Annotated in this window: 13 protein-coding genes; 7 read left to right on the top strand and 6 right to left on the bottom strand. The window is 62.3% G+C overall.

All coding sequences use genetic code 11. The annotated features are described in order from the left end of the window. Positions 1-1191: 1191 nt before the first annotated feature. From DMO26_RS24015 to DMO26_RS23995, 5 genes are all read right to left on the bottom strand, one after another. Positions 1192-2034: a dipeptide ABC transporter ATP-binding protein gene (locus tag DMO26_RS24015; protein WP_117194831.1), complete on the bottom strand. Its 843-nt coding sequence runs from the start codon at positions 2032-2034 to the stop codon at positions 1192-1194. Between the two features lie 8 nt (positions 2035-2042). Continuing rightward, positions 2043-2900 carry an ABC transporter ATP-binding protein gene (locus tag DMO26_RS24010; protein ID WP_117194701.1) on the bottom strand — a complete coding sequence of 286 codons (858 nt, stop codon included), beginning with the start codon at positions 2898-2900 and terminating at the stop codon, positions 2043-2045. 2 nt (positions 2901-2902) lie between these two features. Beyond that, positions 2903-3820 (bottom strand): ABC transporter permease subunit, encoded by a 918-nt coding sequence (locus tag DMO26_RS24005; protein ID WP_117194700.1) that lies wholly within the window; start codon positions 3818-3820, stop codon positions 2903-2905. A gap of 81 nt (positions 3821-3901) precedes the next feature. Next, the gene (locus DMO26_RS24000) at positions 3902-4906 is read right to left on the bottom strand and encodes an ABC transporter permease subunit (protein WP_117194699.1); all 1005 of its coding nucleotides are present in this window, start codon (positions 4904-4906) and stop codon (positions 3902-3904) included. 160 nt (positions 4907-5066) lie between these two features. Further along, positions 5067-6662, bottom strand: a complete 1596-nt coding sequence (locus DMO26_RS23995; protein ID WP_117194698.1) for an ABC transporter substrate-binding protein — start codon at positions 6660-6662, stop codon at positions 5067-5069. 531 nt (positions 6663-7193) lie between these two features. Here DMO26_RS23995 and DMO26_RS23990 point away from each other — a divergent pair. From DMO26_RS23990 to DMO26_RS33840, 6 genes are all read left to right on the top strand, one after another. Continuing rightward, the gene (locus tag DMO26_RS23990; protein WP_117194697.1) at positions 7194-8627 is read left to right on the top strand and encodes a M20 family metallopeptidase; all 1434 of its coding nucleotides are present in this window, start codon (positions 7194-7196) and stop codon (positions 8625-8627) included. 139 nt (positions 8628-8766) lie between these two features. Beyond that, entirely contained in the window at positions 8767-10122 is a 1356-nt protein-coding gene (locus DMO26_RS23985; protein WP_117194696.1) for an aspartate aminotransferase family protein, read from the top strand. 76 nt (positions 10123-10198) lie between these two features. After that, positions 10199-11659: a cardiolipin synthase gene (gene cls, locus DMO26_RS23980; RefSeq protein ID WP_117194695.1), complete on the top strand. Its 1461-nt coding sequence runs from the start codon at positions 10199-10201 to the stop codon at positions 11657-11659. 69 nt (positions 11660-11728) lie between these two features. Next, entirely contained in the window at positions 11729-12562 is an 834-nt protein-coding gene (locus DMO26_RS23975; protein ID WP_117194694.1) for an endonuclease/exonuclease/phosphatase family protein, read from the top strand. An 86-nt stretch (positions 12563-12648) separates the two neighbouring features. Then, on the top strand, positions 12649-13623 hold the full coding sequence (locus DMO26_RS23970; protein ID WP_117194830.1) for a threonine ammonia-lyase: 975 nt from the start codon (positions 12649-12651) through the stop codon (positions 13621-13623). A 179-nt stretch (positions 13624-13802) separates the two neighbouring features. Further along, the gene (locus tag DMO26_RS33840) at positions 13803-13943 is read left to right on the top strand and encodes a hypothetical protein (protein ID WP_162895045.1); all 141 of its coding nucleotides are present in this window, start codon (positions 13803-13805) and stop codon (positions 13941-13943) included. Between the two features lie 85 nt (positions 13944-14028). Here DMO26_RS33840 and DMO26_RS23965 read toward each other — a convergent pair whose 3' ends face one another. Continuing rightward, a complete protein-coding gene (locus DMO26_RS23965) occupies positions 14029-15192 on the bottom strand; it encodes a M20 aminoacylase family protein (protein ID WP_226951407.1) in 1164 nt (387 codons plus the stop codon). Between the two features lie 429 nt (positions 15193-15621). On the opposite strand from DMO26_RS23965, the gene DMO26_RS23960 reads away from it, so the two are divergent. Next, entirely contained in the window at positions 15622-24123 is an 8502-nt protein-coding gene (locus DMO26_RS23960; protein WP_117194693.1) for a GH36-type glycosyl hydrolase domain-containing protein, read from the top strand. Positions 24124-24180: the final 57 nt, after the last annotated feature.

Raw genomic sequence — 24180 nt, 5'->3', positions numbered from 1 at the left:
CCTGAGCACAAGAGTCTGCGGTTGAGTTGCAGGTTTGTTGCCTTTACCTGGATCCTCGGGTCAAGCCTGAGGATGACGAGGGGAGGGGATGTCACGATACCCAAGGCAGCCCGAGCAAAGAGTTGGGACAGTGTTGTTTTTCTGAGCCGTCCCCAGCACTCGTCGGCACCCCAGGCGCCCGTCATCCTGGGGCAATTCGAGCAAAAGTGGGGAACTGGTTTTGCGTCCGAGATGCGTGAAAACAAGGAGATAGAGCATTGGAGACGCCTCCGTTTCGCCGGAAATGCTTTAGGGTATTCGTCACCCTCGGGCTTGACCCGAGGATCCAAAAACGCGCGTGATTTGATAGAAGGCTATCGGGCGCGTTGCTACCTCCGCGTGCAGGTTCCTGCCGTGGTTTTCAAAGATCGGAGAGCCCACACGAATGCGGAACCTCATTTAGTTTATATGTGTGGCTCCGCATTCGCGTGGCCTTCGGCGTCTGGTCAGGACTTCCGGTCCCTACAGGTGATCACCTCGCCTCGCTGCATGGCATTTCCGCCACTTGCACGGCTCAACCGAACCCGGCCCGGCGGCCAGGGGGAGGCTTGACAGGAACACGTGCCTTGGCAAGCACGCGCTCCATGGCTTTCACCTCCCTGGCCTTTCCTGCACGTTACAGGTCCGACCAGGGCGCCGGCCCCCGCCTGCCCGCGAACGTCTCGCGAAACACTCCGGCGACGGAAGCGGGGTAATTATAGGCGTAGTAGAGGAGGGCGGGGATGACAGATGGCGCAAGTCATTGAAGATGTTCGAAAGGCGCCGCTATTTGTCCCCGGTTGAAATACAGAAACCGGCATTGAAGGCTGTGCTGCATCCCCTCGGTCCGGCAGGGCATCTCCTCTACAAGAGGGAGATTGGCCGGGGCACCGGCTTCGCCAAACATGTTGCGATGGAGCCCGAAACGTTGGGCACATTCGGTGTTGCTGGTCAGCACCTGGTCAGTCTGGCGGAAAGGCAGTGCCGCTTGTGGTCTCTCCACCAAGGGATGTCGGCGGGCAAAGGGGGTAACACGCGTCACTGCCTTTCTTAGGCCCCCCAATGACCATATTCCCGAGCATTGCGCTTCTTGAAAATCCATTCCGGCTTTCGGAAAGCGTCATGCGCAGCGCCGACATGGGGAGCGCCCCGCCTGAGCAGGCGCGGCGTTAGTCAGGCCGCAGTCGCTGCCTTCTTTCTTGCAACACGCGCCCGGATCGACTCGATATCGGCCCGCGGCGTCGCTGCGAACAGCGTGCGGGTGTATTCGTGCTTCGGGTCCGAAAACACCTCGTCGCGGGTGCCGTATTCGACCGCCTCGCCGAAATACATCACCATCACTTCGTCGGCGATGTAGCGCACGACGGAGAGGTCGTGGCTGATGAAGACGTAGGTGAGGCCGAATTCGTCCTGGAGGTCGGCGAGCAGGTTCAGGACCTGGGCCTGCACCGAAAGGTCGAGGGCCGAGACCGGCTCGTCGAGGACGAGCAGTTTCGGGTTCATCATCAGTGCGCGGGCAATCGCGATGCGCTGGCGCTGGCCGCCGGAGAACATGTGCGGGTAGCGGTTGTAGTGTTCCGGGCCGAGGCCGACCTTCTTGAGCATTTCCGTGGCGCGATGGCGGCGTTCCTCGGCCGACATCGAGGTGTTGATCGCCAGCGGTTCGCCCAGCACGTCGCCGATCTTCTGGCGCGGGTTGAGCGAGCCATAAGGGTTCTGGAAGACGATCTGCACCTTCTGGCGCATCTCCGGTGTCAGATGGCCGGGCCGGGTGTCCATCTTCTGGCCGTCGATCAGGAGGTCGCCGCCGGTCGGTTCGTCGATGAAAGTCAGCATGCGGGCAAGGGTGGATTTGCCGCAGCCGGATTCCCCGACGATCGCCAGCGTCTTGCCGCGTTCCAGCTTGAAGGAAACGCCCTTGACGGCATGGATGATCTTCTTCGGCTTGAAGAGGCCGCCCGGCAGTTCGTAATCGCGCTTGATGTCGCGCACTTCGAGCATCGTGTTGTCGGTCATGGTGTCCATCAGGCGTTCACTCCCGGAGCGGGTTCCGGATTGCCGTCGAAGAAGGCGGAAACGGTGGTGAGGCGGTCGCCGGTGGCGTTTTCCGGCAGGGCCGCCAGAAGCGCCTTGGTATAGTTGCTCTTCGGGCTTTCGAAGAGGGAGAGCACGTCGGCTTCCTCCATCTTGCGGCCCTTGTACTGCACGACGACGCGGTCGGCGGTCTCGGCGACGACGCCCATGTCATGGGTGATCATGATGAGGCCCATGCCGTTTTTCGCCTGCAGCGCCATGATGAGGTCGAGGATCTGCTTCTGGATCGTCACGTCGAGCGCGGTCGTCGGCTCGTCGGCGATCAGGAGCTTGGGATTGCAGGCGATGGCGATCGCGATCATCACGCGCTGGCACTGGCCGCCGGACATCTGGTGCGGAAAGTGGCTGAGCCGCTCTTCCGGATTGGGCAGGCCGACCTGCCTGAACAGTTCGATGGCGCGGGCGCGGCGGGCTTGTCTGTCCAGGCCGAGATGGACGCGCAGCACTTCCTCGATCTGGAAGCCGACCGTGAAACACGGATTGAGGCTGGCGATCGGCTCCTGGAAGATCATCGCGATATCCTTGCCGATCAGCTTGCGGCGCTCGGCCGGGCTGATGTTCTGCATGTCGCGGCCTTCGAAGAGAAGCTTGTCGGCCGTGATCTTCGCGGTCCAGGGGAGCAGGCCCATGACGGCCAGCATGGCGACGGACTTGCCGGAGCCGGATTCGCCGACGATGGCGAGAACCTCGCCCTTTTCAACGGACATGGAGACGCCGTCGACGGCCTTGAACCAGCCGGTGGCGGTTTCGAATTCGACGGTGAGATTTTCGATTTGCAGAAGCGCCATGATCAGGACCTCTTCAGTTTCGGGTCAAGCGCATCGCGCAGGCCGTCGCCCATCAGGTTGATGGCGAGAACGGTGATGAGGATGGCAAGGCCGGGGAAGGTGACGACCCACCAGGCACGCAGGATGAACTCCCGCGCTTCGGCAAGCATGGTACCCCATTCCGGCGCCGGCGGCTGGGCGCCCATGCCGAGGAAACCGAGGGCGGCCGCGTCGAGAATGGCGTTCGAGAAGGAGAGCGTCGCCTGGACGATCAGCGGCGCGGTGCAGTTCGGCAGGATGGTGCGGAACATCAGCCGCAGCGGACCGGCGCCGGCAAGGCGGGCGGCGGTGACGTAGTCGCGGGTCTTTTCGGCCATCACGGCGGCGCGGGTGAGGCGCACGAAATGCGGCTGCAGGGTGAGCGCGATGGCGATCATGCCGTTGGTCAGGCTCGGCCCAAGGATCGCGACGAGCACGAGGGCCAAGAGCAGCGACGGGAAGGCCAGGATGATGTCCATCAGGCGCATGATGACGGTATCGACCCAGCCGCGGTAATAACCGGCGATCAGGCCGACGATGATGCCGCCGGCGAGCGACAGCGTCGTCACGAAGACGCCGATGAACAGCGAATACTGTGCGCCGTAGATCAGGCGGGACAGGATATCGCGCCCGACCGGATCGGTGCCGAGCAGGTAGGACGGGTTGCCGCCTTCAGCCCAGGCAGGCGGAAGCAGAACGAAATCGCGATACTGCTCGAACGGCGAGTGCGGGGCGATGAACGATGCGAAGATCGCGACGAAAACGAGGGCGATGAAAACGATGAGCCCCAGAACGGCGCCGCGGTTTTCGGAAAAGTAGAACCAGAATTCGCGGAGCATCTGGCGGCGCATGGCAGCGCTCGATACCGGCTCTGTCGGTTTGGCGGCTGTTGTGTCGGCCATGGGATTTTCTCCTTCTTTATCCTGGCATGTCGTTGTCGCAAAACCGCTTCACACTTTTGCGCGACATGCCCTGTGCCGGGCTTAGTGTCGGATTCTCGGGTTGATCAGGCCGTAGAGCAGATCAACGACGAGATTGACGATCATGATGATGGCGGCGATCAGCAGCAGACCACCCTGGATGACGGCGTAATCGCGGCGGAAGACACTGTCGACCATCCACTTGCCGATGCCCGGCCAGGAGAAGATGGTTTCGGTGAGGATCGCGCCGGCGAGCATGACGCCGATCTGCAGGCCGATCGTGGTGATGACCGGGATCATCGCATTGCGCAGCGCATGGATGCCGATGACCCGGAAGGGCGAGAGGCCCTTGGCGCGGGCGGTGCGGACGTAGTCTTCCGACAGCACTTCGAGCATGGCCGAGCGCGTCTGGCGGGCGATGACGGCGAGCGGAATGGTCGCAAGCACGATCGAGGGCAGCGCCAGATGGCTGAGCGCCGAGGTGAAGGCGCCCTTCTGGCCCGACAGCAGCGAGTCGATCAGCATGAAGCCGGTGACCGGCTTGAAGAAGAACATCAGCGAGATGCGGCCGGAAACCGGGAACCATTGCAGGATGCCGGAGAACAGGATGATCAGCAGCAGGCCCCACCAGAAGATCGGCATGGAATAACCGACGAGCGCGATGCCCATCAATCCCTGGTCGAAGACGGAGCCGCGCTTGATCGCCGCGATCATGCCGGCCGGAATGCCAAGCGCAATCGCGATGACGATGGCGCAGAAGGACAGTTCGACGGTCGCCGGAAACAGCGCCCAGAACTGGTCGAGGATCGGCTTCTTGGAGACGATGGATGTGCCGAAGTCGCCGGTCACCACGCCGCCGAGATAGTCGAAATATTGAATGACGATCGGGCGGTCGAAGCCAAGATCATGGCTGATCTGCGCATGACGCTCCGGCGACATGACGCGTTCGCCGGACAGAAGCTCGACCGGATCGCCCGGCAAAAGTCGGATGAAGGAAAAAGCGATGATCGAGACCCCGATAAAGGTCGGGATCAGCACGGCAAGACGCCGCAGAAGAAAGCCAAACATTCTAAAACCTTACGGTGGTTTTTGCTTCGTGGCCGATTCATGGATTTGTCAAGCCATGGATGCGGCGATTTTGGCGTCTCCGCCATATTTTGGGCGTCTCATAAGAAAATGCCGCGGGAAACGCAACGCTTCCCGCGGCAAAATCGTCGTGAGCCGTGACTTACTCGGCGATATCGACAGCTTCGAAGGTGAAATCGCCAAGCGGGCTCTGGGTGAAGCCGGTCACGCCCTTGCGCATCGGAACGACGGAGAGGGAGTGGTCGAGCGTGGCCCAGGGGGCTTCCTTCTTGAACACGGCCTGCGCCTGCTCATAGAGCTTGGTGCGCTCTGCCATGTCCGAGGTGACCTTCGCCTTCTTCACGAGTTCGTCGAACTCCTTGTTGCACCACTGCGCGCGGTTGTTGCCGCCCACGGCGTCGCAGCCGAGCAGGGTGTCGAGGAAGTTGTCCGGGTCGCCGTTGTCGCCGGTCCAGCCGAGCATGGCCGCACCGTCGCGGTCCTTGGCCTTCGAACGGTTGAGGTATTCGGCCCACTCGTAGGAGACGATCTCGACCTTGACGCCGATCTTGGCGAAATCGTCCTGGATGATTTCGGCGGCGCGACGTGCATTCAGCATGTACGGACGCGAAACCGGCATCGCCCAGACCTTCATCGAGAGGTTCTTGACGCCGGCATCGGCGAGCATCTTCTTGGCGGCTTCGATGTCATAGGTGTCGTCCTGGGTGGACTTGTTGTAGGACCACATGGTCGGCGGGATCGGATTGACCGCCGGGGTCGCCATGCCCTGGAAAACGGCATCGACGATCGCCTTCTTGTTGATCGCCTTGTTCAGGGCCCTGCGGACTTCGACCTTGTCGAACGGAGCCTGCGTCGTGTTGTACGCGAGATAGGCGACGTTCAGTCCTTCCTGCTCCATGACCTTCAGGTTCGGATCGGACTTCATCGCCTTGACGTCGGCAGCGTTCGGATACGGCATCAGGTGGCATTCGCCGGCCTTCAGCTTCTGGTAACGGACGGCGGCATCGGTGGTGATCGCGAAGACGAGGTCGTCGATCTTCGGAGCGGGACCCCAGTAACCGGCATTCTTCTGGAAGCGGATGACGGCGTCCTGCTGGTAGCCGATGAAGGTGAACGGACCGGTGCCGACCGGCATCTGGTTCAGCTGTTCCTTCTTGCCGGCCTTGTCGAGGCTGTCGGCATATTCCTTCGACAGGATCGAAGCGAACGGCATGGCAAGGTTGGCGAGGAACGGTGCTTCCGGCCGGTTCAGCGTGACCTTGACGGTCAGGTCATCGACCTTCTCGATCGACTTGATGAGCTTCGGGAAACCCATGCCCTCGGCATATTCCCAGGAGGCGCCGGAAATGTACTTGTGCCAGGCGTTCTTTTCATCGACCTGGCGGCCGATCGAGAACACGACGTCATCGGCGTTCAGGTTGCGGGTCGGCTTGAAGAATTCGGTCGTCTGGAACTTGACGTTCGGACGCAGCTTGAACGTGTAGACGGTGCCGTCTGCGGAAATGTCCCAGCTCGCGGCGAGACCGGCTTCCGGCTGGGTCGTGCCCGGCTTGAATTCGAGGAGACGGTTGTAGACCGGGTGAGCGGAGGCGTCGAAGGTGGTGCCGGCGGTGTAGATGCCGGGGTCGAAGCCTTCCGGGGAACCTTCGGAGCAGTAAACGAAGGTCTTGGCGCTGGCGGCGCCGGCGAAGAAGGTTGCCGACAGCAGCGCTGCAGCGAGGGTCAGTTTGTATTTCATATCGGTCTCCCAATAACCTGAGGCTGGCGGCAACGCCGAGCCCCGTTGATTTTCAATTTCTGGATTGGCGCGCGCTCTCTCGCGCCCGAGGCCTGATCTTCTGTTATGCACCTCCTGGCTGGCGATATTTCGCTGCGGCCGTTCTCAATCGTCATTTTCTCCTGGCGGGTCCGCTCACGTCTTCAGCCGCGCGTGCCCTTGTTCCTCTTTTCCGGTTCAACGCGTTCAGCCGTACCGGATTTTACGCCCGCTGCATTTTTTGGAAAAATTTCCGCAAATTTGGCAAAATCCCCGTATGTTTTTATTGCTATCGGCTCGTTTCCTAGATTTGCCGGCGGGCCGTGGCGCGGGAGCATAGCGATTATGATGTCGTTGTCGAGATGCTAACATTCGCGTCTTGATCACAACCGCTTTCTCTCCGTTCAATCTTCGCTGGCGTCGATTTTGCTGCATCGCCACATTGCCATCGGACCAGAATGGAGTACGGTTCGGACCTTCCGACCAGCATAGACGCATCGAGGCAATGGTTTCATGACGACAGGCAATTCCAATCTCCCCCTCGTTTGGGACTTCATCGACCGCAAAAAGGAAGTCTTCATCGAGCTTGCGGATCGTGTTTGGGAGACGCCCGAGACCTGCTACATGGAAAGGCTTTCGGCAGCCGCGCATCGCGAAATGCTGGAAACCCAGGGCTTCAGGATTACCGAAAATGTCGCCGGCATTCCGACCGCGCTGATCGGCGAAGCGGGAGAGGGCGGCCCGATGATCGCCTTTCTCGGTGAATACGACGCCCTGGCCGGCCTCAGCCAGAAGGCCGGCGTCGACCGCCACGATCCGCTGATGGCCGGCGCCAACGGTCACGGCTGCGGCCACAACCTTCTCGGTTCGGCATCGCTGCTCGCCGCGACGGCCCTGAAGGACTGGCTGGAGAAGACCGGCACGCCCGGCCGCGTGCGTTATTACGGGTGTCCGGCGGAAGAGGGCGGCGCGGCCAAGGCCTTCATGGTGCGCGAAGGCGCTTTCGAAGACGTCGATATCGCGATCAGCTGGCATCCCAGCAATTTTGCAGGCGTGCAGCGCGAGACATCGCTTGCGAACTGCCGCATCGACTTCACCTTCACAGGCCGGGCGGCGCATGCTTCCGCAGTCCCGGAGCTCGGCCGCAGTGCGCTGGATGCCGTCGAGTTGATGAGCGTCGGCGTCAACTACATGCGCGAACACATGCCCTCGGAAAGCCGGATTCACTATGCCGTCCTCGATACCGGCGGCATCTCGCCAAATGTCGTGCAGGCGCATGCCAAGGTGCGTTATGTCGTCCGCTCCGCGGATCTGCCGGGGCTTTTCGCGCTGATCGAGCGGGTCAAGAAGGTCGCCGACGGTGCGGCGCTGATGACCGAGACCAAGGTCGAGAGCACGATCCTGGCCGGCGTCTCCAACCTTGTCGTCAATACACCGCTGATGGACGTCATGCAGGACGTCTGGGACAGCATGGGACCGCCGGCCTTCGACGCCGCAGATATTACATTCGCCGAAAAGATCCGCGCCACACTCACGCCCGAAGACATCGCCGCAAGCTGGAACCAGGAGCGCCTGGAACAGCGCGACATTCCGCTCGCCGACTTCATCCTTCCGGCGCACAGCGAAAACCGCCAGATGGGCGGTTCGACCGATGTGGGCGACGTGAGCTGGGTGGTGCCCACCGTACAGGCCTATGGCGCGACGCTTGCCGTCGGCACGCAGCTTCATACCTGGCAGGTGGTGGCGCAGGGCAAGAGCGCGCTTGCCCACAAGGGCATGGTTTCCGCCGCCAAGGCGATGGCTGCGACCGGGCTTGCCGCGATGACGAGCGATCAGTTGCGCGAGGCCGCCTGGGCCGACCTGAAAAAGCGGCGCAAGGGACAGGAATATCGGAGCCCCATTCCGGCAGGCGCCGAACCCCCGGTCGCCGCGATGGCGCAGAAGTAAGTCGCTGGAAATCACCAAAAGCATTGATTGAAACGTCAATTATTTTGAACGTTTGGGCGGGCCGGAACCGGCGATAGGGGGTGTCCAATACAGCCGTTTCCGCCTATGAAATTCCTATAAGTCTCACAGGAGGTCCGCCGTGACTGTTCAGCCCAATTCCATCGAGGCCCGGGACAAGGCCTATCACCTGCACTCCTACACGAACGCCCGCGCGCTGGAGCGTGATGGCTCGCTGGTGATCGATCGAGGCGAGGGCGTCTATGTCTATGACGTGACCGGCAAGAAGTATATCGAGGCCATGGCCGGTCTCTGGAGCGTCGGTGTCGGTTTCGGCGAAAGCCGCCTCGTGGATGCGGCAGCCAAGCAGATGGCCAAGCTTCCCTATTACCATACCTTTACCGCCCGCAGCCATGGCCCGTCGATCGAGCTTGCAGAAAAGCTGATCCAGATGGCGCCGGTGCCGATGTCCAAGGCTTATTTCACCAATTCCGGCTCCGAGGCCAACGATACGGCCGTCAAGATGGTCTGGTATCGTTCGAATGCGCTCGGCAAGCCGGAGAAGAAGAAGATCATATCGCGCATCAAGGGCTATCACGGCGTAACGGTCGCCAGCGCCAGCCTGACCGGACTGCCGAACAACCATCGGTCTTTCGACCTGCCGCTTCCGGGCATCTTCCACACGACCTGCCCGCATTACCGCGTCTACAAGCAGGACAACGAAACCGAAGCGGCTTTCGTCGCGCGTTGCGCCAAGGACCTGGAAGACCTGATCCTGAAGGAAGGCCCGGACACCGTCGCTGCCTTCATCGGCGAGCCGGTCATGGGCGCAGGCGGCGTGATCGTGCCGCCGGCCGGTTATTGGGAGGCAATCCAGAAGGTGTTGAAAAAGTACGATATCCTCCTGATCGCCGACGAGGTGATCTGCGGTTTCGGCCGCACCGGTGAGATGTTCGGGACGACCACCTTTGCACTGCAGCCGGACATCATGACATTGTCGAAGCAAATTTCGTCCTCCTATCAGCCGATCTCGGCGCTGCTGATCAACGAGAATGTCTATGGGCCGCTGGCTGACGAATCCGCCAAGATCGGGACGTTCGGCCATGGGGTGACCGCCGCCGGCCATCCGGTCGCCTGCGCGGTTGCGCTGGAAAACATCGCGATCATCGAGGAGCGGGATCTCGTCGGCAACGTGCGGGCGCTGGCGCCGAAATTCCAGAGCCGCCTGAAGGCGCTGGAGAGCCATCCCCTGGCGGTCGAAGCTCGCGGCGTCGGCCTGCTCGGCGCGCTGGAGCTGAAGCCGCGCGACGGTTTCGCCGCCGGCCAGCTCGGCCCGAAACTGTTCTCCATCATGGTCGAAAAGGGCCTGATCTCCCGGGCGATCGGCGACTCGCTGGCGCTCTGCCCGCCGATGATCGTCACCGAAGCGCAGGTGGACGCGATCTTCGATACGTTCGAGGCTTCGCTCGACGCCTTCGGGAAGCAACTCGCCGCCTGATCATCTCCCGGAGCCGTACCGACCTGTCGGTGCGGCTCCGATTGCGCTTCACATCGGCGCCCCTATATTCCAGTCCATGCTGGATCTCATCGAACCCTATTGGCCGCATATCCTTTTCGTATTGTCGGTCCTGATGGGGGCTGCCGCTGCGATCCACGCGACGATGACCAAGGAGGAGGTGCGATCCACCGTCGGCTGGGTCGGCATTATCGTTCTATCGCCCATCGTCGGCGCCCTGCTTTACATGATCGCCGGCATCAACCGCATCCGCAGGACGGTGATCAGCGACCGGCGAGCACTGCTGCAGGGCAAGATCCGAGCAGATTTCGCATCCTATGACGCGACAGACGCGATGGTGACCGGGAAGTTCGGCCAGCGCTTCCGTTCCATGAAGACGCTCGGCGACCGCGTGACGAGCCACCGGCTGACGACCGGCAACACGATCGTGGCGCTCGACACGGGCGACGAGGCTTACGGCGCCATGCTGAAGGAGATCGCCAAGGCGAAACGCAGCATTATCCTGGAAACCTATATTTTCGACCGCGACCGGATCGGCGCCCGTTTTGCGGATGCGCTGATCGCGGCCGTCAAGCGCGGCGTGGAGGTGCGCGTTCTCATCGATGCAGTCGGCGCAAGGTATTCGGTGCCGAGCGTGCTCGGCATGCTGCGGGATGGCGGCGTGACCGCCGACGTCTTCAATGGCAACGTCATCATGGGCCTCAGGCTGCCCTACGCAAACTTGAGAACCCACCGGAAGATCCTGGTGATCGATGGCCGCACGGCGTTCACGGGCGGGATGAATATCCGGGAAGGCTTTTCCAGCGAGTTCAGCGGCGACAAATGCGCCTTTGACACCCATTTCAGGGTCACCGGACCGGTGGTTGCCGATCTCGTCGCGATCGCTGCCGCCGACTGGCAGTTCGCGAGCGGCGAGACGCTGGAGGGGGAGGCCTGGACACTGCAGCCTCCGGAAACCAAGCCCGGCGCACCGATCATGATCCGTGCCGTTTCGTCCGGGCCGGACCGCAGCGTGGAGACGAATCACAAGGTGCTGATGGGCGCTTTCTCGGTGGCGCGCAGCTCCATCCGCATCGTTTCGCCCTACTTCCTGCCGGATCGGGAACTGATCACCGCGCTGGTGACGGCCGCCCGGCGTGGCGTTGCGGTCGACATCGTGGTGCCGACCGCCAACAACCTCGTTCTCGTCGATCGTGCCATGACGGCGCAGTTCGATCAGATGCTGAAGAATTACTGCCGCATCTGGCGGGCTTCCGGCCCCTTCAATCACTCCAAGCTTCTGGTGATCGACGGGTGCTGGGCCTATGTTGGATCCTCCAACCTGGACCCCCGTTCTCTGCGGCTGAATTTCGAAGTGGATCTCGAGATTCTCGACTGCCCGTTCGCCGAGGCGCTCGAAAGAAGAATAGATTTGGCGATTTCCTCCGCAACCGAAGTGACGCTTGAGGGGTTAAAGGCAAGACCCTTTCCGGTGCGGTTCATCGAGCGCGTGCTCTGGTTGGGTTCGCCCTATCTCTAGCCTCGGAATTGCTGGATATGCGGGTAGAATGCCTTATAATTTGTGCATCTGCGAACAGCCTCTCCGACCATGCGGGAAAAACGCTCCAACAATCTTCCGGCAAGCATTCTGGCCTCGATCCGCGCCCGCAAGAACCGGGGCGCCGGGGCGCATGCACCGCATGACCCGGCCGAGGGCATGCTGATCGCATCCTACAACGTGCACAAATGCGTGGGCATCGACGGCAAGTTCGATCCGGCGCGGACAAGCCATGTCATCCGCGAGATCGGCGCGGATGTGATCGCCCTGCAGGAGGCGGATACGCGGTTCGGGGAGCGGCGCGGACTGCTGGACCTTGCCTGGATGGAGCGCGAAACAGGCCTTTTGCCGGTGCCAGTCTCGGGGGTCGCCAAGGCGCATGGCTGGCATGGCAATGTCATCTTCTTCCGCGAAGGGCTCGTGCGCGACGTGCATCAGATGAAGCTGCCGGGGCTCGAACCGCGCGGCGCGCTGATGACCGAACTCGAATTCAAGGATGGCAGCGCGTTCCGCATCATCGCCGCGCATCTCGGCTTGCTCAACCGTTCGCGGCACCAGCAGGCGCGCATGATCCTCGACATCCTGCGTTCGCGGGACGAGCAGCCGACCGTGCTGATGGGGGATCTGAACGAATGGCGTCTCGGCGACCGCTCTTCCCTCAACACGCTCGCGCCGGTCTTCGGCCTGCCGGCGGCGGTGCCTAGCTTTCCCTCGCGCCTGCCGGTGCTCGCGCTCGACCGCATCATGGCGAACCGGCCGGGCCTCATCGACACCGTCACGACCCACGATACGCCGCTCGCCCGGCTCGCCTCCGACCATCTGCCGATCAAGACCGTCGTCAGGCTGGGCATGCTTCGGGCCACGCAGGACACCGGGATGGGCTGAGGTGTTTCCGGTGCTTTACCGAGGCGAAAACCGCCGATAGGGTGGGCATTTACCTCCCCTATCCCTTCCCGGAGACGGAATTCCCGATGACCGATATCGCCATGATCGAAGCCGCCCGCGTCCGCCTCGATGGACATGCGCGCCGCACCCCGCTGCTTTCTTCCCCGTTCCTCGACGAGATTGCCGGCCGGCGCATTTTCGTGAAGCCGGAATGCCTGCAGCACACGGGTTCGTTCAAATTTCGCGGTGCCTGGTCGGCGATCTCTGCGCTTGCGCCGGAGGTGCGGGCCAAGGGCGTGATCGCCTTCTCGTCGGGCAACCATGCGCAGGGCGTAGCACTCGCGGCAAAACTTCACGGCATTCCGAGCGTCATCATCATGCCGTCCGACGCGCCGCGCATCAAAATCGAAAACACCCGTGCCTATGGCGCCGAGGTGGTGCTTTACGACCGCGCCAACGAGGACCGGGATGAAATCGGCGCACGTCTTTCCAAGGAGCGCGGCCTGACGCTCGTCAAGCCGTTCGACGAGCCGCTGGTCATTGCCGGCCAGGGCACGACCGGCCTGGAAATTGCCGAGCAGGCCAGGGAAGAGGGTATCGAAAAGGCCGACGTGATCGTGCCGACCGGCGGCGGCGGTTTCATTTCCGGCGTCGCCCTGGCGCTGGCGGCCAAGGCTCCGGGCTTTGTCGTCCACCCGGCGGAACCCGAAGGTTTCGACGACACGGCCCGCTCGCTCGCTTCCGGCAAGATCGAGCGCAACGCGACGCAGTCCGGCTCGCTCTGCGATGCGATCATCACGCCTCAGCCCGGCAACATCACCTTCCCGATCGTCTCGCGGCTTTGCGGGCCGGGGCTGGTGGTGACCGAAGACGAAGCGCTGCACGCGGTGGCGCTTGCCTTCAACAGGTTGAAGATCGTCGTGGAGCCTGGCGGCGCCGTAGCATTGGCGGCGGCCATCTTTCATGGAGAAAGCCTCGGCGGCACGGTGATTGCCGTCTGCTCGGGCGGAAATATCGACGCCGAAGTCTTCAGGCTGGCGCTCGACAAATTTCCCGCTTGACCCCCCTTACGTACGGGAAGGGCATAATAAACCGTTAATTGCGGAGAGGCGCCGTTAAGAAAAAAGGATTTTCTACGGAACGTCCTGCCGCGAGGAACGTTATCTCTATCGGGTTACTAGAGATAAGATAAGGTAAGGAGACGCTCGGGAAGAGCGGATCCAGAACCCGGGAGACATCCATGCAGCACATCGAGCATCAGACACGGTCTTTCCCTGTTCGCGTTACCTTTGCCAGCAAGTGGCAATGGGCAATCAATACGGCTCTCGTCGCAGCCGCCTTCGTTTTTGTCGGTGCCGTGACGCTTGGCGTTTTTCCGTAAGCCTCTTCCGGTCCTCCCCGGACGGAAAACACCTCCCGCGCGACCGCCCGGGAGGTGTTTCGTTTTCAGAGCAGCGGCTGCGAGATTATTTCGCAGGTAAATAGGCTTCGGCCAGCTCAACCCAGAAGGTCGCGCCGATCGGCAGCGCGTCGTCGTTGAAATCGAAACGTGGATGATGCAGAGGCGGATCGTCGTCGGTCCGCTTGGTGCCGAGCAGGAAATAGGTGCCTGGGCGTTCCGCCAGCATGAAGGCGAAATCCTCGCTGCCCATCGACGGGCGCGGCAGATCGACGACCTTGTCCTCGCCGAGCGTGCGGCGGGCAAGGTCGCGGACGAAATCGGTCTCGGCCTTATGGTTGACCGTCGCCTCGTAGCCGCGCTTGTAGTCGATCGTGACGCTCATGCCGTAGCTCGCTGCCTGGCCCTCGGCGATCATGCGAATGCGGCGTTCCAGTTCGTCGCGGACGTCCGGATCGAAGGAGCGGATGGTCAGGATCATTTCGGAGCGTTCGGGGATGATGTTGCTGACGGTGCCGCTGTGGAAGGCGCCGACGGTGACCACGCAGGCATCAAGCGGATGAATGTTGCGCGAGGCGACGGTCTGCAGCACCATGATGATGCTCGCACCGCAGACGATCGGGTCCGATGCGCCCTGCGGTTCGGCACCGTGTCCGCCGTGGCCGTTGACGGTAATGCGGCATTCGTCGACCGCTGCCATCATCGGGCCTTCCTTGACGCCGATCTGGCCGAAGGGGAGGCTCGGGTCGTTATGCAGGCCGAAAACCGCATCGCAGGGGAAGCGCTCGAAGAGGCCGTCGTCGATCATCAGCTTCGCGCCGCCGAAGTTTTCCTCGGCCGGCTGGAAGATGAGGTGGATCGTGCCGTCGAAATTCCTGCGCTCGGCCAGGATCTTGGCAGCGCCGAGCAGCATGGCGGTGTGGCCGTCATGGCCGCATGCATGCATCAAGCCCTTGTTCCGGCTGGCATATTCCGCGCCGGTCTCCTCCTCGATCGGCAGCGCGTCGATGTCGGCTCGAATGCCGATCGAGCGGCTGCCCGTGCCGTTCTTCAGCGTCGCCACCAGGCCGGTCTGGCCGAGGCCGCGGGTCACTTCATAACCGAAGTCGCCAAGCTGCCGGGCGATGAAATCCGAAGTGTTGAATTCGGAAAGGCCGAGTTCGGGATGCTGATGAAGGTAGCGGCGTGTGGCCACGACTTCTGCCATGTAGTTGGAAAACTGGATCGTCATCGCTTGAAACACCGAAAAATCGATTGGGTTATCGGCAGGCGCCGTGCCCGCCTGCCGTCGGTGGCATGAATAGCAGCACCGGCCGGCGAAGTAACCCGTCTTCGTTAGAAGTCCAGCTGCGGAACGATCCCGGATGGCGAAAGTCCACGCCAGACCGGAAGCTGGAATTCAATCGTTTTATCAAGGGCCTGCTTCTGTTCAGGTTCCATTCAGGCAGGTCTGCTTAGAGGCGTAGGATGCGTCAATCCGCGAAGGCGGGAAATAGATTCCGTTCGGTCATTTGCCATATCCGAGGCGCTCTCTATTTCCCTCTTCATGGATTTGTCTTGAGGTGCGGTCACCATATTTCAAATGATGACTGGCGCCGACGAGGCAGGCCGAGTAAGGCGAGGCCGACAAAACCCCGAGATTTTCACCAGAAGCGTGTCCATGTCCCTTAATAACCCGTCAGCTTCCCCGCGCGAAACCGAAGCCAAGCAGATCGATCACAACGATTCGATCCGCGCGACCTATTTCAATATCGACGCCTTGAGGGAATGCGGCGAGAAGCTGGGCAGGGAGGGCGCATCCAGCCTGCCGGGCGTCGTGGATTTCGAATTCTTCAAGCGTCACAAGGAAAACGAGCAGGAAATTTTCCGCGTCTACCGGGCGACGTCGGTCGATGTCGACGCGGGCGCCTCGATCACGCCGGCGGCGGAATGGCTGCTCGACAACTATTACATCGTCGAAGAGGCGATCCAGGAAGTCCGCCGCGACTTCCCGAAGAAGTTCTTCAAGCAGCTCAGGACGGCGACCGTCGGCGGCCAGGAAATGCCGCGCGTGCTGGTGCTTGCCTGGCTTTATGTCGCCCATACCCACAGCAGTCTCAATCGCGACGGGCTGGCGGCGATGGTCGAGGGTTTCCAGGAAACCGAGCCGCTGGAAATCGGCGAAATCTGGGCGCTGCCGTCCTTCATCCGTTTCGTGCTGATCGAGAACCTGCGCCGCATCGCCACCCGCGTCGACCGTTCGCGCAACATGCGCCGCCGCGCCAACGAGACGGCCGATGAAATCATCCGGCTGAATAGCGAGGAACAGAGCGCGGGTTTGCTCAAGGGCATCGAGGACCTGACGAGCGACAATACGTTCACGGCACAGTTCCTCTATCGTCTGCGCAACGCCTCCCAGAACACCGGTTTCGCCGTCGCCTGGCTGGAAAAGCGTCTCGAAGAGGCCGGCACCACCGTCGAAGAGGTGATGCAGGCCGAGCAGAATCGTCTTTCGTCCGGCAACGTGACGATGGGCAACATCATCAAGAGCCTGCGCGAAATCGACGATACCGAATGGAGCGTCTGGTTCGAGGACGTCTCGCAGATCGACAAGCTCTTCCGCGAGCGCACGGATTACGAGGCGCTCGATTTCGGTTCGCGCAACAGCTACCGCAATCGCATCGAACAGATCGCCCGTCGCTCTCGTAAGAGCGAAGCCGAGATTGCGGAAATCGCGATTCGACTCGCCGAAAAAGCCGCGGCGGAAGAAAATGCCGATCCACGCGAAACCAATGTCGGAGCGTTCGTCGTCGGCCGTCGCCGCCGCGAGTTGGAAGCCGCCGTCGGCTACAATCCGCTCATGGTGCAGCAGTTCGTGCGGATGGTCCGCAAGCTGAACTGGTTCGCCATCGCGGGCCCTGTCATTTTCATTACCCTGGTCGTGCTCGCGATCACCGGCTATTTCCTGGTACAGGCGGATATTCCGCTGCCGGTCGTCGTCTTCTTCCTGCTGATGTTCGCCTTGCCGGCTTCCGAAGGCGCAACGGGGCTGTTCAACACGCTGGTGACCTATGTGGTCCGTCCGGCGCGGCTGGTGGGCTACGAGTTCAAGGAAGGTATTCCGGACGAGGCAAAGACGCTCGTTGCCGTACCCTGCCTCATTACCGACCGTGATACGGTCGATGAACTCGTCCGCAATCTCGAAGTCCATTATCTCGCCAATCCGCATGGTGAAATCTATTTCTCGCTACTCAGCGACTGGCGCGACAGCAAGTTCGAGGAAACCGAAGCGGACCTCGAAATCCTCGACTATGCCAAGCGCGAAATCGCGGCACTGAATGCGAAATATGACGAGGACGGCCGGACCCGTTTCTACCTGCTGCACCGCCGCCGCCTGTTCAACCCGAACGAAGGCGCGTGGATGGGTTGGGAGCGCAAGCGCGGCAAACTGCATGAACTCAACATGCTGCTGCGCGGCGATCAGGACACAACCTATCTCTCGGGCGCCAACATGGTGCCGCAGGGCGTGCAATATGTCATGACGCTCGACGCCGATACGCGTCTGATGCGCGAAGCCGTCACCAAGCTCGTCGGCAAGATGCATCATCCGATCAACCAGCCGGTGCTCGATCCCGAGACCAACCGGGTCGTCCATGGGTACGGCCTGATGCAGCCGCGCGTCACGCCGTCGCTGACGACCGGCAAGGAAGCCTCGGTTTTCCAGCGCGTCTTCTCGGTCGGCCGCGGCCTCGATCCTTACGTCTTCACGGTATCCGACGTCTATCAGGACCTGACCGGCGAAGGTAGCTTCACCGGCAAGGGCCTTTACCATGTCGATGCGTTCGAAGCCTCGCTGAAGGGCCGGATCGAGGAGAATTCGGTTCTGTCGCACGACCTGCTCGAAGGTTCGTTCGCGCGCTGCGCGCTCGTCACCGACGTGGAACTGGTCGAGGACTTCCCGACCCGCTACGAGGTCGAAGTTTCGCGCCAGCATCGCTGGGCCCGCGGCGACTGGCAGCTCCTGCCTTATATCATGGACCCGAAACGCGGGGTCACGGCGCTCGGCCGCTGGAAGATGTTCGACAACCTGCGCCGGTCGCTCACGCCGATCGCCTGGTTCTTCGCATCGGTACTCGGTTGGTATTTCATGGATCCGCTCGGCGCGCTGATCTGGCAGATCCTGCTGATCTTCTCGCTGTTCGTCGCGCCGACGATCGGCCTCATCACCGGTCTCCTGCCGCATTCCACCGACATCGTGCCGCGGGCGCATTTCTATTCCGTCTGGTCGGATATCCGTTCGGCCAATGCGCAGGTCGCGCTCCGCATCGTCTTCATCGCCGACGCCGCCTGCATCATGACGGATGCGATCGCCCGTTCGTTCTATCGCCTGTTCTTCAGCCGCAAGCTGATGCTGGAATGGCGCACGGCCGCATCGATCCAGTCGAACGCGCAGGGCAGTCCCCAGGACTATTACCGCGCGATGTGGCATGCGCCGGCAATCGCGGTGCTCAGCATCATCCTGTCCGCGCTGCCCGGCGACAACGCCTTCCTCGTCGGCATTCCGTTCGCCGTGCTCTGGATCTTCTCGCCGCTCGTCGCCTGGTATGTCAGCCAGTCGGCCGAAACCGAGGACCGCCTGTTCGTGCCGGAACCGGTTTCCGTCGAGATGCGCAAGATCGCGCGCCGCACCTGGCGCTATTTCGAGACCTTCGTGACGGCCGAACTGAATTACCTGCCGCCGGACAATTTCCAGGAAAAGCCGAACCCGTCGGTCGCCAAGCGGACGTCGCCGACCAATATCGGCGTCTACCTGCTCTCGACGATCTCGGCGCGCCATTTCGGCTGGATCAGCTTCACCGACACGATCGAGCGTCTCGAACAGACAATCTCGACCGTCGAAAGGGCCGAGAAGTTCCGCGGGCACATGTTCAACTGGTATCATATCGATACCATGAAGCCGCTTGTGCCGCGTTACGTCTCCTCGGTCGACAGCGGCAACTTCGCCGGCCACCTGATCGCCATTTCTTCGGCCCTGCGCATCTGGGCGGAAGCGCCTTCCGCGCATCTGCAGGGCAATCTCGACGGCATTGGCGACGTCTCCGGCATTCTCGCCGAAACGCTCAAGGCCCTGCCGGATGACCGCAAGACCGTCCGTCCGCTGCGCCGCCGTCTCGAAGAGCGCATCGTCGGCTTCGGCAACGCGCTGGCCGCCGTCAAGCGCGAGCATGAATTCGCGTCGATCCGTATCATCAATCTCGCCGTCCTCGCCCGCGATATCCAGAAGCTGGCAATCAATCTCGACCAGGAAGTCCGAACGGCGCAGAGCGAGGAAGTGACCCGCTGGTCGGCATCGCTGGTGGCGATCTGCGAGGCGCATATTTCCGACAGCGTTTTCGACAACGCCAATATCGAATCGCTGCGCGAGCGGCTCAGCGCGCTTCGCGACCGGACCCGCAATCTTGCCTTTTCGATGGATTTCAGCTTCCTGTTCCGCAAGGACCGACGCCTCCTGTCGATCGGTTATCGCGTCGAAAGCAACGAAGTCGACGAGGCTTGCTACGACCTTCTGGCGTCGGAAGCGCGTCTCACCAGCCTCTTCGGCATCGCAAAAGGTGATCTGCCGACGGAACACTGGTACAAGCTCGGCCGCCAGGTCGTGCCGATCGGTGCGCGCGGCGCGCTGGTCTCCTGGTCGGGTTCCATGTTCGAATACCTGATGCCGCCGCTCGTCATGCAGGAGCGTCAGGGCGGTATCCTGAACCAGACCAACAACCTGATCGTCCAGGAACAGATGAACCACGGCCGCCGCCTCGGCACGCCTTGGGGCATTTCGGAAGCTGCGTTCAACGCGCTCGACCATCAGATGCACTACCAGTACACCAATTTCGGGGTGCCGACGCTCGGTCTGAAGCGCGGTCTCGGCCAGAATGCCGTCATTGCGCCCTATGCATCGATCCTCGCCAGTCAGTACGATCCGATCTCGGCGGCGGAAAATCTTGCGGAACTCCGTTCGCTCGGCGCGCTCGGCCAGTTCGGCTTCCATGATGCGGTCGATTTCACGCCGACCCGCGTGCCGGAAGGCAAGCGCTGCGCCGTGGTCTACAACTATTATGCCCACCATCACGGCATGTCGATCGCGGCGATCGCCAACGTCGTCATGAACGGCCTGCTGCGTGAGCTCTTCCATTCCGATCCGGTGATCGAGGCGGCGGAACTGCTGTTGCAGGAAAAGGCGCCGCGCGACATCCCGGTGATGAGCGCCAAGCACGAGGAAACCCCCGGCAAGGGCGGTGGTGAATTGCTGCGGCCGGAAATCCGCACCATCAACAACCCGGCGACCAAGGACCGCGAACTCGTTCTTCTATCGAACGGCCACTATTCGATCATGCTCACCGCCGCCGGCACGGGCTATTCCCGCTGGAACGGTCTCGGCGTCGCGCGCTGGAAGGCGGATCCGACAGAAGACCGCTGGGGCCAGTTCCTTTTCCTGCGCGATACCGCGACCGGTGAGTGGTGGTCGGCGACATCCGAGCCGCGCCGCGCCGAAGGCGAGAAAACCAAGACGATCTTTTCGGACGAACGGGCCGAATTCCACAAGACGATCGGCGACCTGACCAGTACGGTCGAGGTCATCGTCGCGAGCGAGCACGATGCGGAAGGCCGTCGTCTGACGCTGCTCAACATGGGCACCGAGGACCGCTTCATCGAAGTGACCTCCTATATGGAACCCGTGCTGACCAACGAAGCGGACGACAGCGGGCATCCGCTCTTTGCGCGCATGTTCGTCAAGACCGAGATCGGCCGTCGCGGCGACGTGATCCGCGCCTGGCGCAACAAGCGCAGCCCGACCGATCCCGATATGATGATCGCGCATCTGGCGGCAGACAATGCCGGCTCGGCGCGGCCGACCGAATATGAAACGGATCGCCGCAAGTTCCTCGGCCGCGGCCGCACGCTTGCGGAAGCTGCCGCTTTCGATCCGGGCGCGACGCTGTCGAACACCGACGGCTTCACGCTCGATCCCGTCCTGTCGCTTCGCCGCGTCGTGCGCGTGCCGGCAGGCAAGAAGGTCAGCGTGGTGTTCTGGACCATCGCTGCCGCCCAGCGCGAGGACCTCGACGCGGCGATCGAACGCTACCGTCACGCCGACGCTTTCCAGGGCGAGCTGACGCAGGCCTGGACCCGCACACAGGTGCAGATGCGCCATCTCGGCGTCACGTCTCAGGACGCGGCCGCATTCCAGCATCTCGCCCGCTACCTGGTCTATCCGGACATGCAGCTCCGCGCCGACCAGGCGACGCTCAACGCCAGCATGCAGCAGCAATCCGGCCTCTGGCCATCGGGTGTGTCCGGCGACCTTCCGATCTTCACGCTGCGTCTCAACGACGAAAACGACCTGACTGTCGCCAAGGAGGCGATGGGTGCGCAGGAATATCTGCGGTCCCGGGGCGTTGCGAGCGATCTCATCATCCTCAACGAGCGCATCGCGGAGGATACGCAGGACCTGCAGCAGGCCATCGAACATATGGCGACCAACGCCCGGCGGACCGGACAGGCGGAAGGTCAGCGCCAGCACGTCTTCCTGTTGCGCCGCGAAATCATGGGCGATGCGGCGGCTGAAGGCATGATCGCCGCTTCGCGCGTCGTCCTGCATGCCCGCAACGGCCGTATCATCGACCAGCTCAACCGCACGGCGACGATCTTTGCGCCGCCGGAAGACCGCGAGATCGAGGTCGATCGTCGTCCGTTGCTCAACGGCGACATCTTCCAGGTTCCGGCTGTGACCGAAACCCGTGGCGATCTCGAATTCTGGAACGGCTTCGGTGGCTTTTCGGCAGAAGGCAACGAATATGTCGTGCGGCTGCATGGCGGCCAGGCGACGCCGCATCCATGGATCAACGTCATCTCCAACGACAAGTTCGGCTTCCACGTTTCGGCGGAAGGCGCTGGCTTCACCTGGGCCAAGAACTCGCGCGACTACCAGCTGACGCAGTGGACCAACGACCTCGTGCTCAACCGTCCGAGCGAAGGCTTCTACGTCGCCGACCGTGACAGCGGCGCCGTCATGACCCCGATCGCGGCCTTGTCGCGCAAACCGGAGGTCAAGTTCGAGGCGCGTCACGGTCTCGGCTATTCGGTCTTCTCCAGCGAGGAGAACGGCCTGAAGCTGAAGATGACGCAGACGGTCGATCGCAACCGTCCCGCCAAGCTGTCGCATATCCTGCTGCACAATGGCGGTTCGGAAACCCGCAGGCTACGCGTCTACGGCTATGCGGAATGGCTGCTCGGAGGCAATGCGGCGCGTACCGTGCCGTTCATCCTGTCGAGCCGCGACGAAGAAACCGGTGCGCTTTACGCCACCAACCCGTTCAGCATCGACTACCGCCGCTTCGCCTTCATGGCGATGAAGGAACAGCCGGTCGGCTTCACCGTCAGCCGGCGGGAATTCATCGGCAGGTTCGGCTCCATACAGACGCCGGCAGCGGTCACGGCGGCGTCCGATCTCAGCGGTTCGCTCGATCTCGACGGCGATCCCTGCGCGGCGCTCCTCTACGATATCGAGCTCGCGCCGGGCGAAGAGAAGACCGTCACCTTCTACATGGGTGACGGCGAGACAAGGCAAGAGGCGGAAGCACTCGTGGCGCAGTTGCGCACCGAGGAGTTCGAGCCGATCCTGGCCGAGAACAAGGCCTTCTGGACCGGCTTCACCGGCCGCCTGAAGATCTCGACGCCGGACAAGTCGCTCAACAACATGGTCAACTACTGGCTGCCCTATCAGGCGCTCGCCTGCCGCATCATGGCCCGCTCCGCCTTCTATCAGGCGTCCGGCGCCTTCGGCTTCCGCGACCAGCTGCAGGACACGCTGGCCTTCCTGGTGCACGAGCCATCGCTCGCCCGCGCCCAGATCATCAACGCGACGTCGCGCCAGTTCAAGGAAGGCGACGTGCTGCACTGGTGGCTGCCGGGCACCGGCGCCGGCGTCCGCACGCAGATTTCCGACGACGTGGTCTGGCTCGCCTATGCGATGCACCAGTATGTCTCGGTGACCGGCGACGGGACGCTGCTTGATGAGGAACTGCCGTTCATCGAAGGGCCGGCGCTTGAAAAGCACAAGCACGACGCCTTCATCCAGCCGACCGTTTCGGCGGAAACCGGCACGCTCTACGAACATGCCGCCCGTGCGCTCGATCTTGCGATCGCCCGGACCGGCGACAAGGGCCTGCCGCTGATCCTCGGTGGCGACTGGAACGACGGCATGAACCGTGTCGGCGTCGGCCATCGCGGCATGAGCGTCTGGCTCGGCTGGTTTCTCGGAGCCGCGCTGCAGAACTTCATTCCCTACGCGGAAGCCCGCAAGGACCGCAAGCGCGTGCAGCGCTGGGCCGACCATATCGAGAGCCTCAAGCAGGCGCTCGAAAAGGCCGGCTGGGACGGCACCTATTATCGCCGCGGTTACTTTGACGACGGTTCTCCGCTCGGCTCGGCCAGCAGCGACGAATGCCGTATCGACTCGCTTGGCCAGACCTGGAGCGTGCTCTCCGGCATGGGCGATCCGGAGCGTGCCCGTCAGTCGATGGATGCGGTCATGGAGAAGCTCGTGGACGAGAATGCAGGCATCATCCGCCTCTTCACGCCGCCCTTCGAGAACACCCGCAGGGACCCGGGCTATATCAAGGCGTATCCGCCGGGTGTGCGCGAAAACGGCGGCCAATATACCCATGCGGCCATCTGGGTGGTGATGGCGCTGGCGGCGCTGAAGCGCGGCGACGATGCCTGGAAGTGCTTCCAGATTCTCAATCCGATCAACCATGCCCTCAACCGTGAGGCGGCGGAAACCTATCGCGTCGAGCCCTATGTGGTCGCGGCCGACGTCTACGGCGCCGGCGACTATCAGGGCCGCGGCGGCTGGACCTGGTACACGGGTTCTGCGGGCTGGCTCTACCGCGCGGCGATCGAGGGCATTCTCGGCATCCGCCGCCAGGGCGACAAGCTGCACGTCAATCCGTCGCTGCCGAGCGATTGGGATGGTTTCAGCGCAGACCTGACGCTCGACGGCGTGGTTCACAAGATCGTCGTCGAAGGCGGCAAGGTGACGGTAGACGGCAAGGCTGCGGACAAGAACGGGGAGTTCGTCGTGGCAAGTGCCGCCGCCAAGCGGCTGCCGGAGCCGGCGAACAACTGAGGCCCGGTCCCTCCCGTATAAGGTTTACGTCAAACAAAAAGCCGCCTTCCGGAAAGG

The organism is Rhizobium terrae, from assembly GCF_003425685.1.
Lineage (GTDB): Bacteria > Pseudomonadota > Alphaproteobacteria > Rhizobiales > Rhizobiaceae > Neorhizobium > Neorhizobium terrae.
This window is presented reverse-complemented; position numbering and strand designations above follow the sequence as displayed.